Source organism: Njordella calcicola, assembly GCF_056494125.1.
On record NZ_CM151396.1, the window covers coordinates 2,912,978 to 2,930,753 of the forward strand.

Below are 17,776 nucleotides of genomic sequence, written 5' to 3' on the forward strand. Positions count from 1 at the left end.
TATTCGCCTCCATCGATAGAAAGTAAGAGCTGCCGTGAAGCGATATTTGATTGCCGGAAACTGGAAGATGAATTTGTCCAAGGATGGAGCGTTAGCCTTGGTCCACGGAATTCTGGACCAATTAAAAGTCAGCGAGTCCGTTGGAGTCGCGGTTTGTCCTCCAGCGGTTTATCTACATGCGGTCGCCGCTGCAGTGCGAGGCAGTCAAATCGGTTTGGGTGGGCAGAACCTGTATCCTAAAGCGGACGGTGCGTTTACCGGTGAGATCAGCGGCCCCATGTTGGTCGATATTGGTTGCCAATACGTGATCCTTGGTCACAGCGAACGACGCGCGATTTTCAAAGAGACAGATGCCTTCATCAACGAGAAGGTCTTTGCTGCTTTCGAAAATAATCTAACCCCGATCGTCTGTGTCGGCGAAACTTTGGAAGAACGCGAAGCTGGCAAGACCGAGGCCGTCGTGGAATGCCAATGCACCGGTTCTTTGGCGAATCTGACAGCAGAACAGATGGCTAAAACAGTGATCGCTTATGAACCGGTATGGGCCATTGGCACCGGCAAAACTGCCTCGCCTGCTCAAGCCGAAGAGGTGCATGCGTTTATTCGAAACTGGCTGGCTAGCAAATTCGGCAAAGCGATTGCCGATAACGTCATTATTCAGTACGGTGGCAGCGTGAAAGCGGACAACGCCGTAGAGCTTCTAGGCCAGCCAAATATCAATGGCGCACTGGTCGGTGGGGCGGCGCTGAAGGCGGACAGCTTCGTTGCCATCTGCCATGCCGCAGTCAGTTAATTCAGTCTACTACAATTGGGATGCATCTGCCATGAACGAACAGTCGAACGACCAAACAACCAGTGTGGAAGCACTGAAGAATCTAGTCGCTGCTTTTGTGGCTGATCGGCAATGGGAAGTTTTCCATACGCCAAAGAACCTCGCAAGTTCGATTTGCATTGAAGCAGCGGAACTGGCCGAGCATTTTCAGTGGCTGACGGCCGAACAATCATTGGAAGCAGTGCGTGCGGTTGGAAAGGATCATCCCATCGCTCAAGAGCTGGCCGATGTGCTCGCTTATGTTCTGGCCATGGCGAATGTCACAGGGATTGATCTATCTGCGGCTTTGCAGTCGAAGATGCAGCAGAACGCGTTCAAATATCCGATTCCCAATCTATCGAATACCCAGCTAGATAGCTCCGCGGACGAATCGCGTTTCCCCAGTATGGATGGCGGCTGATTTTAGCCATCAATAATGAAGTGAACGAAGATATATCTCCATCGTTTGCCGATTGGCTTTGGAGCGACGGTGCCAACTGAGGCACAGAATTTGTCGCAATCACAGCTTGTCCAGTTCGCTCAGTCCGTTAAGGTAGCCTCTTATGAGATTGAACTGGAAACCTAGTTTGAGAGCGTCTGCATTCAACGCCGCTCGTCAAATCGTACTGCAAAATAGTACCGCCCTGGAACTGTGCACCGCTCAGATGGTGGAGTCTGCGCGGTCGCTACACAATGTTTGCCATGCGTTGGATCTATCGGATCCATGGACTGCTTGGAGCAATCTGATTGCACTGGCGGATGCACATGCCGATTGCGACACCGTCATTCGGCATTGGCTCAAACCGCTGGTAACTCCTTTTTCTGACAGCGAATTGAAAGCTACTTGTGCGGCGTTTCGCAGCATCGAGTTGGAGTTTCGGACTTTGCTGCCGCAAGCGGAAGGGCAACTGCAGTATCGCACTGGCCCGCTGATGCAGCAGTGGGATGGCTACGGTTCTGGGCTGATGGCTCATTTGAAACGACTCACCGGTGTGAACGTAACAAGCGGTGAAGTCCAAGTGCTAGCGGTCCACCCGATCGTCAATGGCGATGGCTTTGTCGCCGTGGATCAAAATGCGGCAATTATCGAAGCGGTTTTTGTGAACCCTATCCCCGAGCTTCCTGAGGTCATTCGTTTGGCTTGGCTGGTCGCTCAAGTTCAATTCGCCAAGCAACTTGCCACGGATGTTGTCGACCGACGCAGTCGCAACGTCACCGCATTAGCACTGTTGCCAGCGGTATTGGCGGCCAGCGAAGTGGTCGAGTTGACGCGGTGCGATATGGCAACCTTGCAACTGGCGCTCGACCAATTTGCTCCACGCCAACCCGAACGCAAGAACTTAAGTGAGCTTCTGATGCACTGGTGGGAAACTTTCTTGCAGACCAAGCCACAGTGGTCCATCGGCATGCTGGCCTTGGATCGTGCGCTTGAGAACAAGTAACGCTTGACGTTCCTCGCTTTGAATATGCCCGAAGTCTGCATAAGCTAACGTTGCCAAGGGGTACCGGCGGCGACTGCATGCGCGACAAGCGAATGATGGGCGAACTGGTAAAGCTAAACTCCATCAATCTCGCATGCGCTTGCTGCAGATCAATCGTTGCGGAAACTGTTACGCAACTGATGCAGCGTTTTCAACAGTGCGTCGCGATCAATCGGCTTGGATAAAAAAGCCGTGCAGCCAGCGGCCAAGCAATTATCGGCATCCCCGTCCATCGCGTTCGCTGTCAATGCAATGATGGGGGTGGTAACGCCGTTGCGACGCAGTTCCTTAGTGGCGTCGTAGCCGTTCATGGTAGGCATCTGCATGTCCATCAAGATTGCGCTGTACGGTTGCTGGCGCTGGACGGCACTGGTCACCATCAGCACGCCGTCTTTTCCATTCTCTGCGGTCTCGACTTGCCCGCCGACTTGCTCTATGAAACGCTGAGCCAAAAAGCGGATGTCGCGACGGTCATCAACTATTAAATACTTTCCACCTAGTCGTTGATTGCGCCAATCAAGCATGTCGGGCAGGTCTGCATCTTGTTCAACCGCCTGCAGTGGATCGATCGCAATGTGAGGTTTAACCGACAGCGTGAATGTACTGCCGACTCCCGGTTGGCTGCTGACTTGGATATCGCCGCCCAACATGCGGGCCAATCGTCGGCTGATAGCCAGTCCCAGTCCAGTGCCTCCGAAGGACCTCGTGTTTGATGCGTCCAATTGGGTGAATGGTTGGAACAGCTTATCAATATCTGCAGGTTCGATTCCTATGCCAGTATCGGTGATTGCAAATTCCAGCACATCTCGAGTTGAAGCGTAGCGTACCAGCAATTGGACGCGGCCTTGATCGGTAAACTTGATCGCGTTACCAATGAGATTGAGCAGGATTTGTCGCAAACGTTTGGCGTCGATCTCTATCAGTTCCGGCAAAGGGCCCTCATAGATGGTTTGGAGTTCGACATTCTTCTCTTCAGCGCGTACCTTGAGCAATGAAATCGAATCATCGATCAGATGTTGCAACGAGACACGTTCGATCTCGATTTCCATTTTGCCAGCGTCGATCTTCGACAGGTCTAAGATGTCGTTGATGATATCGAGCAGATAGCGACCGTTGCGAGAGATGGTTTCGATGTACTCGCGGCGCTCTGCATCGGAATAACTTTCTTGTAACAATTCCGAGTAGCCCAAGATAGCGGTCATTGGAGTACGGATTTCGTGACTCATGTTGGCCAGGAACTCGCCGCGTGCCCGATTGGCCGCTTCGGCTTGGATTCGCGCTTCCTCTAGCGTTGCTTCGTGAAGCTTGCGATCCGTGATGTCGATCGCCGCCAAGATGGAATGGTCGGGGCACAGCACACCGTTGCTGTCGGGGCAAAAGTAAACTTGCTTGCGGACTTGCAACCAACGTACGGAACCGTTGGAATGAACCACGCGATGTTCGAGGGCCAATGAGCCGTCGCTGTCGGGGTTGGTAACACGAGCAATCTCTGCACGCAGCATTGGGAGATCGGCTGGATGAAAGCGTTGGTAGACTTCCGCGCGCTTTAGCGGTTGGTTCGCTGGCAAGTCGTACAGTTTGGCGGCTGCTTCGTCGAGTGTCACGGAGTCGGTAGCATAGTCGCAGATCAGAACGCCTAAGTTGACTAGTTCGACGGCTAAGCGAAGCTGGCTTTCGCTTTTGCCCAGTGCGCGGACAAAGCGTGAACGTTCCACGGCATCCCAAATTTGATCAGCAGCTTTTCGGACAAAGCGCACTTCCTCATCGGCCCACTGGCGAGCGGAAGCATGGTTCACAAAGAACGCCGCTTGCCAACGCCCATCGCGCACGATTGGTGCACCGATCAATGCCTTCGTATCGATGTCTGCGAATTTCGAATCTTCGACAAACGGATGCAACGTCGCGTCGGCGATGCTGATGGTCATTCCGCAACGGATAATCGAAGCGTACTTGCTGCCAATCGCGCTGATTGGCATGGAACCTCGTAGTAAAGGCAGTTTGCCGTCGGTCCAGCCTTGACCAAACTCAATGGTCTTCTCGTCATGGATTTCCATAAAGCCAACGCGGTTGGCTCCCAAGTGTTGACCGATGGCTTGCGCTGCGTTGGCTAACATCGTCTGCTCGTCTTGCACTTGGCGACTCGCTTGCAAGAGGTCCAGCAGCAGCGTTTGCCGCTGCTCGTTTTGCCGCAGCGCAGTTTCAGCTCGCTTAAGCTGCGTGGTCTCATAAAAGTAACACACCACACCAAAGCGATCGTCAGGCATGAGGATTCGTTCCAGTTGCCAGTGGTAGGATTCCACATCTTCGGTGTTGGCTCGCTGCTGCGTTGACTCTGTGGACTCATAAGGTTCACCCGTACGCAGCGTGTGATAGAAGCGGTTGATCGCTTCGGATGCGAATGGTTCAGCCCAGACCTCACGCAGGATCTCGGAAAGGTCGCGGCCCAGCAGTGGCGTAACACCAGCGAAAAGCCGTTCAGCACCTTTACTCAATCGTTGCAAGCAGAAATCCGCATCGATCAGATAGACGCCAAAGGGCGCGTTCTGTACAAGATTCAAGAAAGTGGTGTGCGAGCGTTTGATGGATTCTTCCGCCGCGATACGCTGCGTATCATCTACCGCAGCATAGCAAAAGCGATCGCGATCACCGCCACCAGGTCCAAGGTATGATACGGTGACATTCAGCCACGATGTTGTCGATTCATGATCCGCTTGCCCAGGTTTCGAATAGGGATGAATAAAGCTCGATGTATGTTTGCTGCGTTGAGCATTGCGATAATGGCGGCACCACAATGCAATCGAATCCTCAGGTACACCAAGATCACGCCCTGCCCATTTACCTACCGTTTGAAGGTGGCCTAGGCCAAAGAACTTTTCGGCAGCAAGATTGTCGATCATGTGCAGAATATCGGAATCGTCGGCGGGCAATTCTACGACTCCCATCGCCGTTGGAGTACTATCCAAGAAAGCTCGGAGCTCATGTTCTGACTGCTGGATATGCGCCATAGCAGATTTAATTGAACTGACGTCGCGAGCGATCCCAGCCACACGCAGCGGTGCATCTTCATCTAAGCTGATCAGCGTTCCTTTATCAGCGATCCAGATCACTTCACCCGACGCGCGAACGATCCGGTATTCGACTTCATAGCTCTGCGTCGTCGGATTAGTGATCCAGCGTTCGAAAGCTGCATGAACGTGTGGGCGATCATCAGGATGAATCGCGGAGGTCCACAGACGTGGGTTCTTGTATAGCTCTTGAGCGGAGAATCCCCAAACTTTCTCAAACGCCGGGCTAACGTACTCCACCTTTTCAGGCGAAATCTGAGTCATCCAGAATACGTCATTCGTATTGTCAGCGATCTGCGTGAGGCGTTCCTCGCTGATGCGCAACTGCCGCTCGATCCGCTTTTGTTCGGAGATATCTTGATTCATACCGACCCAGCCCCGCAGCACTCCATACTGCCCAGTCAATGGCACAATGCGAACGGATGTCCACCGCCACTGTCCTGATACATGCCAGAGTCGATACTCGGTGCTAATCGACTTGCGCTTATCAATCGCTTGATGCCATACCGCTTGAATGATCGAACGGTCGTCTGCATGAATGGCGTTCATCCAACCAAACCCACAGTACTCCTCAAAAGTTTGACCGGTAAAAGCCCGCCAGGATGGAGAATCTTCGACTGCAGCGCCCAGAGGATTGCGAGTCCAGACCAATTGAGAAGAGGCTTCGACCAGCGCGCGAAAGCGTTCTTCGTCGTGCTTGCGTTCAATCGCTTGCCACAGTAAACCAGCTACCGTTTCTATGAACTGGCTATCTTGTTTTGAAAACTTGACGTACTCCTGCGAGTGTGTTCCCAAGACACCCCACGGCCTCTCCGATGGACCAATAATGACACTAACACCGCTGACAACGCGGTGCATATGCAACACTTCCGGTCCCTTGAAGCGTGTTTCTTTCGCGAGGTTTTCCACAATGACCGAACCACGAGACTTGAGCGTAAAACCGGCTTGCGAGTTCTCATGTGCGTTGACTTTCGCATTCCCCACAAGCCCTTCTTGCCAGCCGACGCCCGCCACTAATAACAGTTCATTGCCATCAGCGGTAAGCTTAAGGATCTTGGTCATCTCGTTCTGCAATGTCTCAGACACTTTGCGAACGACTAAGTCGAACAGTTCGCCTAGATTGTTGAATACCAGTGCGGCTTGTGCAATTTCTGCAAGGGCAGCCGTCTGTTGTTGGCGAATTCTATTTTCTTGACCTGCGATCTGCAGAGACTGGACTTCTGCTTCCAGTTGTTGGATTCGAGCGAGCAGTCCAGCGGGATCTGTTTCGAAATCTCCACTGCTTCGAAAGTCATCCGACATAAAGTGTGATTCAGACGAAAGAGGTTTGGCGCGAGGAAGCGAACAGGGAAGGTTGGTATTCATTTATTCTAACCAGCAGCAGAAGATACGAAAGTTGCAATGTGTTGCTGCGTCTGGGCGCTGGATGATTGCGCATAACATACCTAGTATTGAAATGAAACCTAAGAAATCCCTATTTCTGGCTGACTTTGTCGTTAAACGGAGAAGCTGTTTCGCACTTATTGAAAGTTGGAAAACTGCCTGCGACTTTCCACACGTCCGCTACTTGATTCGGATTCCTGTGGCTTGGCAGATCGATGCGCTTACATCGCTATGATTGCGTCATCTGCTCGTGCAACCGTTCAAGCGTTGAGTTCATGCGCTGTGAAAACTGAGTGTTCAACGTCAGATGAGGGCGCAGCAGATGGTGCGTTGCACCCGAGACGGTGGTGGTGGATGGCAACAATGGCCGAACCTCTCCGCTAAACTCCAACTTCGGCATATCGGCCGCAGTAGGTCTTGGCCGCGCGAACTGGTCGCAAGTAATTGCAAATAGATCGCTGGTCTGCTTCCAAGCGGCTTGCCCCTCGGCAAGATTCGGAAACTGACCGTCTTGCAGCAAGAAGATGCCAGCGCTTGCCACACCGGCTAACATCAGCTCTTTGGCTGTGGCAAAGACAAGCACATGCGACGTGCCAAAGTCTAATGGAATCGTGATGACAGCTAAGATCGGAGCAAATATCAATGTTGCCGGAGCCACGCCGGTATAGAGCTTCTTCTTCCAAGACATCTGTTTCCAGATCATCGCTGTCGCTTGATCCAACGCGTGATCGTCCAGTCTTGCGTGTGATTCCGCTTGGAACCGCTGAATAATCTGTTCAGCCACTTTACTCAGTTCATCTTCCTCGATTGGACCGATCAAAATCGGCAGGTCGCCGTGACGGTCCGCATCACGCAAAGCTTTGGCCAGTCGCGGAGCTGTCATGATCGAGCTATCGTCGCCCTTGCGAATCTTCGCGCGAATCCATTCCACCGGTTCGCTCATCACGCGGCTCAGCGACGGCAAGCCGGGAATGCGACTGGTTAGCTCTTTGGCCGACGCCGAAGCACTGCTGGACCACCGTCCAATCACTTGCGAAGGCTTTGCCCACCAAGGCGCAGTCCGCTCCAACGACTCTTTCATCTGCTGAATGATGTCTTGTGATAACTGCAATCGGATCGTCGCTTTGTCCTTGGTTGTGTGCGAACTGAATTGCAAGATCGCTTGCGCAAAAACGCCGTACAAGCGCCGCGTCTGAGCGTATGTTTGGTGCAATTCGCTTTCGATGTCTGTGCAGCAGGCCTTCAAACGCTGCGTCGCAGCGATCACGGCGGAAGACTTCAAGTTATCCACCATCTGACTCGGGTCCAAACGACTGCTTAAATTCAACAAGTAATCTTTGTTATCGATTACCTCGCTTTTTTGAAAACTGCTGTCTGCATCAATCGACACGAAAATCGGCAATGGCTCAGTCGTTAAAAAACTACCTGCCAAGTTTGTCGCAGCGGCTTCGAACTTTTGATCCGTGGGGGGGGCTAAGCTTTGCATGCCTATCGCTTGAGGTGTTGACCGCTGTTGCCAGGCGCGAGGCAAGCTTGGCAAGCGATGCGTAGGATCGGGACCTCGAAAGTCATACGCAAGATAGGCCCCAGTCAACTGGTTCGACGGAAAATGCCTTTCAACTTCCAATCGAATTTCTTCAGCACTGTATCGCTTGGGGACTCGATTGATTGCGACGAAGTTTTTAATACGGTCCATCGAGCGATGCGTCGACTGTATCAACTGTTGTAGAACTTGATCACCAATCATGTTCGATTGAGCCACGACGATCAGCCCAGAAGCCAATCTCAACGCTTCCATCAATATCTTGCCGCGTTGGTCCGCAATCGTTTCCAAGGAGCGATGCTTCCGAGGCAGGCGCTGCGAGTTCAAGGGGCTCGGTGCATGTTGCTCCTCAACTAGTGAATCGGCCGATGTGATATTACCGAAGATGCCACGCTGAATGTCCGGGCAATCCATCAGACCAATCCCTAACTCATCCAGCAAAGGATCGGTGGCAATCAAGGGCACATGAAACAGATCTTCCGACGACACGTGGTCATCGATCAGCGCTGTCGCCTTTGGTACACCTGGTACCGGACGGCCATTGTATTGCGAATGAGCGATCTCGGGGGAATCGCTCAGCATTTCTCCCGGCCGACCGAAAACGTTGAGAACCTGCTGCAAGATGCCTTCCCAAATTTCCGTGTTGGAGCGCCAGCTCTCGGGCAGCCAAATTACAAATCGATGCGTGCCCGCTTCATCACTGCCACCCAGGAGCACGCGGGACCGACCCTGCGGTGACAGAAAGCCAGCGACTAGACTGCTTTTGCCAGAATTTAACAACCCGCAAACGGCCACGATTGGGGACGATGGGTGCTGCGATAGCGAACGCAGGCGATCAACTTCCTGCTTGGCTGCGCGAGCTCGGTCGGCAATCTCCATCCAGCGCTGATCATGGCGCGAGCCAGGTTGCGCAAGCAACTCCAGCGTTTGCCAAAACGAATAAGAATTCTTCGGTGCCGTCGCTTGTTGAGTGCACTCTAGTCCCACGTCGGTGCTAGCAAGCACGCGTTCTAGTTGGTCAATGACGTGTTGAGCGATCAAGGATTACGGCCATTCATGTTGCAGTACCAAAGAATGCACTCGGTGGAACAGAGCGCATTTAGGCAACCGCTTGAAATTGAATTACCGTCCAACGGACTTCCAAGTCCGTCGATTCTTCAACTGACAAGGATGTCCGTTGGTACATTTTCTCAGCGCAGTTGCCTTTCACTACCACAGAATCATAGCCGCAATCGTTGGCTGCCACAAACGCTGATCGTTAGGCAGTTGCAATATCGCCCGCGGAAACCGGCTCTTGCGCGGCCGTTGGCTGTGCTGCGGACGAAGGTCGCGAGACGCGATTTCGCGCAATCCAGATTCCGCACGGAGCATGCCGCAAGACATATCGCGAAACGCTGCCCATCAGCAACCGCCCTAAAAAGCCTTTCGGGGTTTCTCCCATCACGATGAGGTCCGCTTGGCTCGCTTCGGCAAATTGCACTAGGCCTTCTCCGACGCTAGGACTGCTTAACGAATGCGTTTCAATCTTCGCTTTCGGAATTCGAATCTTTGCCGCTGCCGCTTGTAAAGCGTTCGCAACGCGTTGATCTAATTCCGTGTCGGCTGGCAATTCGCCAAAGAAGCTGACATAGCTGGGCGAAATAGAAACCAAATTCACTTCGGCACCAGCCCCCCAGTTGGTTTCGCAGAACTCCTCTAAAGCCGCGTGGGCCGGAGCGGAAGCATTATAAGCAATCGCGACGCGCAATGGTCGCTCTTGCTCCTTCAAACCCGTCGATCGAACCACCAGTACACTGCAATGAGCATGCGTCGCAACATAGTCACTGACGCTGCCCAGCACCATGCGAGCGATTGCAGAATGGCCGCTCGCACCGATGACAATCAAATCCACACTCTCGTCCTCAGCGACCTTCACCAGCGTCGAACCGATGGGGCCTTGAAGCATTAAATGTTCGGTGCTGACATGTGCGCCTTCAAACATCGCTGCAATCCGCGCTGCAGACTTCTTGGCCAACTCTTGTTGCTGCAACGTAAGGTCAACCGTCCAGCACTCCGACTCATAAGCTGGATACGCATAATCAGGTGGATTTACTACCGTCGCAATGCTGATATGAAGCTTGCTCCCATGCGGCATTCGGGACACCAGCCACGCTGCGTCTTCCGCTGATTTCGAACCGTCGGTGGCAATTAGTAAACGTTGCATCATCTATTCTCCCAGATCGAAGGACTACCGCCAGTGAGTCGACAACGCGGCCGACTGCAGTTGGAAAGAGCAACCCAAGTGCCAACTTGGTCGTTGACGACTTCTGTTCCTGCAAAGCGAGGATGATTGCTCGGTTTTTACGAGTCATTTTGGTGTGCGGACCTTAAGTAATGCATTCCTTACTTCGCAAACTTTCGTTCCATAACTTAACGGATGAGTGCGATTTGGCACGATTTGCAGATAGAGTGTGCGTTATGGTCGCGACCATAATTCGGCTTTGTATAGGCGACCTGTTCAGTGCGAGCGGCGTTATCGGCGAGAGCTACTGCAATCGGGAGACAGTGGTTTGTCGTACAACCTTTAGGCGGAATTCCTTTGAGTTTCTTCACAGGCGCTTCCGCCCAAAGTCGGTATTACGAACAAAAATTGAACGGGATTGACTGCAAGCGAAATTCGATGTCCGCACGTCGAAACGCAAACGCTTGTGCCTCGTTCTGTTTCTGTCAAAGCCATGCGATTTGCCAGTTCAAGTTGTCTAACGAAAATTCCTGGCGTATGCGTCGTTCCGCTATCGTTTTGACGCTTAGTCAAGCAGCGTTGCATTCACCTCGCGTCGTTGAACCACTTGCCAAACGAACATGGGCATACGCCGAACGACGGCTCGGTCGCTTGATAATCGCTAGCCGCGCGCCAGCGCGGTTCCCGCTTGTCGGCGAGGAATCCTGGTAAAGCTAGTTGATTTGAAAAATGCGGATGTTACACTTCTGGCATGCATCTGCGATTGCTACTTTCGATTCTGCTTATTCTTTCTACAGCCGCCTCCAGTTTGGTGGTCCGCGGTGGAGTGGCGATTCGAGACTTCGTCAGCGAGTCGGAACTGGTGCTTCTGGAATCAGTGAAACAATTGGGTGAAGAGTCTTCGCCGACGGATCATCTCTCCTTTGCAACTTGTTCGGATCAAGCTTTATTGCCGGTAGGTTTCTGCGGCTATACTTCATCGACCGAACAACCGTCCACCGCGATGCTTGCTTTGCAATCGCATCTATGCCGTGGCCCACCTCTCGCGAACTAATACACTTCAGTACTTGAACTGATTTGAAACTTTGACTGCAGCAGTACCAAGGTACTTGCGCGCAATAGGTAATCTTCGTTCGTCCCTCTCACCAGCCAGATCGCGAAAAACAGTTTCGCGCTGCAATCGTTGTTCGCTCGTGCACTTCCCAACCGAATTCAAATGGTTATCGAACTTACAAAGCTACAAGAGATCGTGATCGCATCGGCCGCGCTGTTGCCGCGCCAGGGACCTATTACCAAATTCGCGTTTCTGAACCCACTGCAAGGTTTAGAACACCTTCATTTCGATCAAGTGATGCAGGACGTCCGTGAACTGTATGGCAATGAAGCTTATCTCGACGAAGATCGATATCGGGAAGAACTGAAAACCGGACGCATCACCAGAGATGAATTGCAAGAAGTGCTTGCCGGATCTCTTGCTGGTCAAGCAAATGTCTCCATAGCAGGCCTCACGCCTCGCATTGATCTGCGACTTGCCTTGTTAATCCACCCGTTCCATTTTGGTCATCGACGTGAACTCGCTTGGGTCCTATCCGAAACAGAGGCGCTTTATCGGTTCCGGAGCGATGTTGATTCCGTTCATCGCCAAACGAATCTTGCCGCCTTCAGACTCTGGACGCAAAATGACACTACGGCCAAGAATGTTAGTGCCTTTGCCAAGTTCGCTTTGGGAACAAAACAGAAGCGAACAAGCGAGCATCGCTGGGAAGCATATTACTTGCATGTGCTTTGGCAAGTGATCTTTGATGGCATCGAGTCCGCTCCGCCAAATGCCTCCCAAGCAGCTCATTGTTCGTCGGCGGTATGCAATGCGGAAGTATCCTTGGTCGATTCTTGCGTTACAGCGAATAACGTTCCCGCTGAGGCAAACGGTGATCAACAGGCAAAAGTCTTTCGCACGACGCCATACGCCAGGGATGCTCGCGTCGACGAGATGATGATACGTTTTACTGCCGCATTTTTGGATCAAGGTTATGCAGCCAATGCACTGCCCAATCGTGAGCGCGGCTATTGGAACAGCTTTTGCGCGATGTACAGTAGAGCAGCGCCTTGGTCGCCAAGATGGCAGAAGGCCTTGGCCACCAAGCTCAATGAATATACCGGTCAAGGTTTGTCGGAGTTGGATGTGCTTCAATCCACAATACGCGAACGAGGGCTCGACCTTCCAGAGGCCCATCGGTACATCACTGCGACATTGCTGTCGCTACGGGGCTTCGCCGGTATGATCTGGCAAACAGAGACACGTCCGGACTTGTTCAGGCGTGCGTCGCCTCCGGGCACCTTAACCGAGTTTTTAGCAGTCCGAATTGTACTGCAACAAGTCGCCAGCGAGTTCCCGCACGAGCGTCGTGGACCAACGAAAGGAACTGTAAGGGATGACGGCTCCGATGTAAGTACGACGGAGCTTCGCAGTCGCGAACAATTAGCATTCTTGGTCTTCGAACTTGCGCAGGTGATGAACTGGACGCCCATGTCGCTAATTGAGCTTACTTCGACGCAGTGGACGGAGTTGCGAGCGGAACTTGAGCAGTTCAATGACTTAACCCGACGGCGCACATTCCATGCTGCCTTTGAACGGAAGCTAGCCAAGGCCGCGTTGAATGCGTTTGCTGAGCGAGTTGCGTTGCCGCCAAGGCGCCCTGAGTCGGCTACGCTGCAAGTTGTGTGTTGCATCGATGCTCGCGAGGAGTCGCTGCGACGCCATCTTGAGGAACTGGATGTGACGGTCGAAACGTTTGGTATCGCTGGGTTCTTTGGAGTTCCCATGTATTATCGCGGAGCTGGTGATGCCGGATTCTCCGCGCTTTGCCCAATCATGATGACACCCAAACATTGGGTCATTGAAGAAGCGGTCTACTCGCTGGAAGACTCGGGGCGAAAGCGAGCTCGAGCGCGACGGTTGCTGGGTACCGCGCAGCGAGGTTTTCAATCACAGTCGCGCGGGTCCGTAGGCGGCGCGATTTTTTCAACCATGGTTGGACCGCTAGCCACGGTGCCGATGCTCAGCCGGATTTTGATGCCGCGGCTCACCGCTCGTATGCAACATACAGCGCGGCAATTTATCGCCCCGCCCGTCGTGACGCGGTTGAGGATTGAACGCGACGCGGCTTGCGCGGCCTGCCCGCCGAAATCAACCCTCGCTACTTCAAAGAGCGAAGCGGAAAAACTGCAGCAAGATGTCGCCGATGAGGAGACGCAGGAAGATGGGATTGGATTCACCATCGAGGAAATGACACAGCTTGCCGCAAAAGCTCTTAGGGATATCGGTTTGACGACGAACTTTGCGCCGCTCATCCTCATGCTGGGACATGGTTCCGGCTGTGTCAACAACCCGCATGAGTCCGCCTATCATTGCGGAGCCTGTGCAGGTAACGCTGGAGGCCCCAATGCCAGAGCGTTGGCGATGATGCTGAATGATTTGCGAGTCAGACGGCGACTGCAAGCAGCGGGAATTGAGATACCTGACGAGACGTACTTTATCGGTGCGTTACACAACACCGCCACCGAAGAGATGATGTTCTATGATTTAGAACTTTTGCCGACTCGAAAGATCAAGCAACTGCGACGGGCAAGCATGCTGTTGGCAGAAGCCGCTAAACGCAATGCGCACGAACGTTGTCGTCGCTTTGAATCGGCCAAGCTGGACTTGAGCCTTGATGAAGCTCTATTACACGTGCAAAATCGCAGCGAGGATCTCGCTCAAACACGTCCCGAATACGGCAACGGCAGCAATGCCATCTGCTTTGTCGGTCGACGTTCACGAATACGCGGCTTATATCTCGATCGTCGGTCATTTCTAATGTCGTACGACCCCAGCCAAGACAATGCGGATGCCTCCACACTTGCTGGCATCCTGTCGGCGGTGGTGCCAGTCTGCGAAGGTATCAATCTTTTGTATTCCCTGTCCGCGATCGATCCCAGCGGTTGGGGGTCTGGAACGAAATTGCCTCACAACATCACATCGCTGCTCGGTGTGATGGACGGAGCGGCCAGCGATCTTCGGCCCGGGTTGCCTTGGCAAGGCGTCGACATTCATGAACCGGTGCGACTGCTGTTCATCATCGAGTCGCAGCCAGCCACGATACTGCGGCTGATGAGTCAGAATGAAACGCTGAAGCACATCTTTCAAAATCATTGGGCTCATCTCGCGGTCCTTGATCCCGAATCGAGCCAGTTTCATCGCTATAGCAAAGACCACTTCGTCCCGTACTGCCCGCAAGCAAACGGTCCACAAAACGAGTTCGCGCAACCTTTAACAACCTCACAACAATGGTACGCGGGGAAACGGCATCACCTTCCTTTTGCCGTAATCTTTCCTGAAGACGAACGCGTCACTGGGCAACAGCAAGCTGACTCCGGCGAGGTGACGCTATGAGTATGTTCTACCTTTGTGGAGTGATCGTAGTTGCTGCGCCGCTGCTGCTGGTGTTGCTGCTAGGGGCGACGTCGCTGCTGGGAGTAAAGCTTGGCGAGCGGAATACGGGCTGGTTAACGCAAGTCCTCGTGACCGTCGCGTTGCTTGCAGCAGTCAGCTTGTTGATCGGGATGCTGTGGACCGACCAAGTCGAAATCGTAGTTGAACTTGGTCGTTGGGTTGACATCCCGACCGAGCATTTCCATTTTACAGTGAAGTTTCTGTTCGATCGATTGTCGGTACCCTTCGTGATATTGTCGTTGGCATTGTGCGGCATCATCGGTGCCTTCGCCAGTCGTTATTTGCATCGCGATGAAGGGTACACACGATTTTTCCTGTTGTATGTCATCTTCTTGCTTGGCATGGTCGTGTCTTCGGTTGCAGGAACGATTGAAACGATGTTCTTGGGCTGGGAGTTGGTCGGATTGTCATCCGCACTGTTGGTGGCCTTCTTTCAAAACAGACTCAATCCAGTGACCAATGGATTGCGAGTGTGGGGAATCTATCGATTTGCAGATGGCGCTTTTCTGCTCGCTGCATTGGTGCTTCACCACCTTACCGGCGGCGGAGATTTGGCTTTGATGATGGGCCCCACCCCCTGGCCTGATAGCGTCAACGCCATCACGCCGGGGCAGGCGTTGGTGGTAGGTTCGCTCCTGTTAGTCGCCGCAGCGGGCAAATCCGCGTTGGTTCCGTTCTGCGGCTGGCTTCCTCGAGCGATGGAGGGGCCAACGCCATCCAGTGCGATTTTTTATGGAGCGTTATCGGTACACCTGGGAGCATACTTGCTCTTGCGAGTTAGTCCGATGATTGATCAATCACAAGTGTTGCAGTATCTGATCGTTGTTGTCGGCGTGCTGTCGGCGATCTATGCTGCGATTGTGGGACGCGTTCAAACAGATGTGAAGAGTGCCCTAGCGTTCGCTTCGTTGCTGCAGGTCAGCATCATTGTCATCGAGATTGGGCTTGGTCTGCGATATCTAGCTCTGATTCACATCATCGGTCATGCCTCTATGCGAACGTTACAACTTCTGCGAGCTCCATCCTTGCTACGGGATATGCGGCAGTCGGAAGATAATCTGGGACAAGCGATAGGCTGGCAATCGCATCGACATCATGTAACAGATATGCCTGCTTGGAAAGTAAGTGTTTATCGGTTTGGCCTTGAGCGAGGTTATCTCGATCACTTGATCGACGATGTCGTCGTCCAACCCGTAGTGAGGATATTTCTAACGCTCAGCAAGTTGGAAAGTGGTTGGCTAAGGTGGCTAGCGGCCGAGCAGACCAAGGAGCGACGCATTTCCAAGGAACCCGCGGAATCCCAGGAGCGGCCATCATGAGTAGTTTACATTTTCCGTGGCTAGAATTATCCATCCTGTTGCCATTGCTGGCTGCAATAGGCTGCTGGCTTGCACGAGATCCGTCGGTCGCAAGGCGTATCGCGGTGGCCACCAGCGGCATCACGCTGTTGCTCACGTTGGGCGAGTCGTTCGACTTTGGAACGTTGGGGACGTTTGCCGCTCAAGATCGAAACAGTTTTATCCTGTGGTTATTTGGACGCGAGTACTTCGTGATCGACGAACTGACAGCACCCTTACTGCCCAAAGTTGCTTTGGTCTTTGCGTTGACCCTTATTGCAACGATGCGAGGCAAGACGCAACGTTTTTCTTTTGCCCTTACCATGCTTTCCGAATCGATCATCTTGGCGATTCTTAGTTGCTCCTATGTGCCCCTTCTGATCGGGCTACTGGTGCTGAGCGTTATTCCGCCGGTGCTGGAAATGCGGGCTCGCGGTGAATCGAGTCGTGTCTTCGTGATCTACAGCCTAACCCATCTGGGTCTGTTGGCCGCCGGCTATGCTTTGCACAGTGCGTGGGGCAACCAATCTGCGTGGATCGCCGAAGTGGCCGCTGGAATGTTAGTACTATCGGCGATGATCCGAGCTGGGATTTTTCCAGTCCACTCCTGGATACTTGATCTGTTCGATCGAGCGTCATTTGGAACCGCTTTACTGTATCTGGCCCCCATGACTGGAGCTTATGTCGTCATGCGGACTGTATTGCCGGTAGTCTCGGTTTGGGCGCTGCATGGCATTGCAATTCTTTCCCTGCTGACAGCTTTGTTTGCGGCGGGCATGGCGTTAGTCCAACAAGATGCACGGCGTTTCTTTGCTTATCTGTTCATCAGCCATTCTTCGTTGGTTCTAACCGGTCTAGAGATCGCAAACCCCATCGGAATGACGGGCGCTCTGTGCATTTGGCTGGAGACCGGAGTCGCGTTGAGCGGATTTGCGTTGACCATCCGCGCGGTAGAGTCACGCATCGGCCGTATTTCGTTCGCCGAGTATCATGGTTTATTCGACCACATGCCTTACCTCGGTTCCTTGTTCTTGCTGACGGGACTGGCTTCTATCGGTTTCCCGGGAGGTTTAGCCTTTGTTGCCATGGAGTTGCTGGTGGAAGGCACCGTTGCCGTGTATCCAATCGTGGGTTCAATCATTGTATTAACAGCGGCCCTCAACGGCATTGCAGTGATGCGAGCGTACTTTCGCATCTTCACTGGTCGGCGGCATGTGGCGACGATCTCGCTCCATGCACGTCCCGCGGAACGATTGGTCGCGATTGTGCTCAGCATCCTAATCTTGGGCTCGGGCATCTGGCTAAGTATGGCAATTCGGTCAAGGATGCATGCAGTCGAATCGCTGTTGAAGATACGGCAAGCGAGCGGTATCGATGCTAGCAGTTTCGACAGCCAGTCCGATGCAAAGTCGCATGAGTAATCGCGATTGGCGGCGACGTGAG

The 17,776-nt window shown here is 53.1% G+C and carries 10 protein-coding genes; 7 read left to right on the forward strand and 3 right to left on the reverse strand.

Going from position 1 to position 17,776, the window contains the following annotated elements; translation table 11 throughout:
- Positions 1-34 precede the first annotated feature (34 nt).
- The 3 genes from tpiA (at position 35) to SH302x_RS10860 (ending at position 2,253) form a co-directional block, all read left to right on the forward strand.
- Complete coding sequence (gene tpiA / locus SH302x_RS10850) at positions 35-793, forward strand: triose-phosphate isomerase (protein ID WP_479368734.1); 759 nt, start codon at positions 35-37, stop codon at positions 791-793.
- A 31-nt stretch (positions 794-824) separates the two neighbouring features.
- The gene (locus SH302x_RS10855; protein ID WP_479368735.1) at positions 825-1,232 is read left to right on the forward strand and encodes a nucleotide pyrophosphohydrolase; all 408 of its coding nucleotides are present in this window, start codon (positions 825-827) and stop codon (positions 1,230-1,232) included.
- A 142-nt stretch (positions 1,233-1,374) separates the two neighbouring features.
- On the forward strand, positions 1,375-2,253 hold the full coding sequence (locus SH302x_RS10860) for a hypothetical protein (protein ID WP_479368736.1): 879 nt from the start codon (positions 1,375-1,377) through the stop codon (positions 2,251-2,253).
- Between the two features lie 149 nt (positions 2,254-2,402).
- Here the strand turns inward: SH302x_RS10860 and SH302x_RS10865 are convergent, their stop codons facing one another.
- The 3 genes from SH302x_RS10865 to SH302x_RS10875 all read right to left on the reverse strand — a co-directional run bounded on the left by SH302x_RS10865 (position 2,403) and on the right by SH302x_RS10875 (position 10,489).
- Positions 2,403-6,659 (reverse strand): PAS domain-containing protein, encoded by a 4,257-nt coding sequence (locus SH302x_RS10865; RefSeq protein WP_479368737.1) that lies wholly within the window; start codon positions 6,657-6,659, stop codon positions 2,403-2,405.
- Positions 6,660-6,969: 310 nt separating this feature from the next.
- Positions 6,970-9,324, reverse strand: a complete 2,355-nt coding sequence (locus tag SH302x_RS10870; RefSeq protein ID WP_479368738.1) for a hypothetical protein — start codon at positions 9,322-9,324, stop codon at positions 6,970-6,972.
- 217 nt (positions 9,325-9,541) lie between these two features.
- Positions 9,542-10,489, reverse strand: a complete 948-nt coding sequence (locus SH302x_RS10875; RefSeq protein WP_479368739.1) for a universal stress protein — start codon at positions 10,487-10,489, stop codon at positions 9,542-9,544.
- Between the two features lie 766 nt (positions 10,490-11,255).
- Between SH302x_RS10875 and SH302x_RS10880 the strand changes: the two genes are divergently transcribed.
- The 4 genes from SH302x_RS10880 to SH302x_RS10895 all read left to right on the forward strand — a co-directional run bounded on the left by SH302x_RS10880 (position 11,256) and on the right by SH302x_RS10895 (position 17,754).
- Positions 11,256-11,558 (forward strand): hypothetical protein, encoded by a 303-nt coding sequence (locus tag SH302x_RS10880; protein ID WP_479368740.1) that lies wholly within the window; start codon positions 11,256-11,258, stop codon positions 11,556-11,558.
- A 162-nt stretch (positions 11,559-11,720) separates the two neighbouring features.
- Positions 11,721-14,936: a putative inorganic carbon transporter subunit DabA gene (locus SH302x_RS10885; RefSeq protein ID WP_479368741.1), complete on the forward strand. Its 3,216-nt coding sequence runs from the start codon at positions 11,721-11,723 to the stop codon at positions 14,934-14,936.
- Complete coding sequence (locus SH302x_RS10890) at positions 14,933-16,315, forward strand: proton-conducting transporter transmembrane domain-containing protein (protein WP_479368742.1); 1,383 nt, start codon at positions 14,933-14,935, stop codon at positions 16,313-16,315. Before SH302x_RS10885 ends, SH302x_RS10890 begins: the two co-directional genes overlap by 4 nt.
- Positions 16,312-17,754 (forward strand): proton-conducting transporter transmembrane domain-containing protein, encoded by a 1,443-nt coding sequence (locus SH302x_RS10895; RefSeq protein ID WP_479368743.1) that lies wholly within the window; start codon positions 16,312-16,314, stop codon positions 17,752-17,754. Before SH302x_RS10890 ends, SH302x_RS10895 begins: the two co-directional genes overlap by 4 nt.
- Positions 17,755-17,776: the final 22 nt, after the last annotated feature.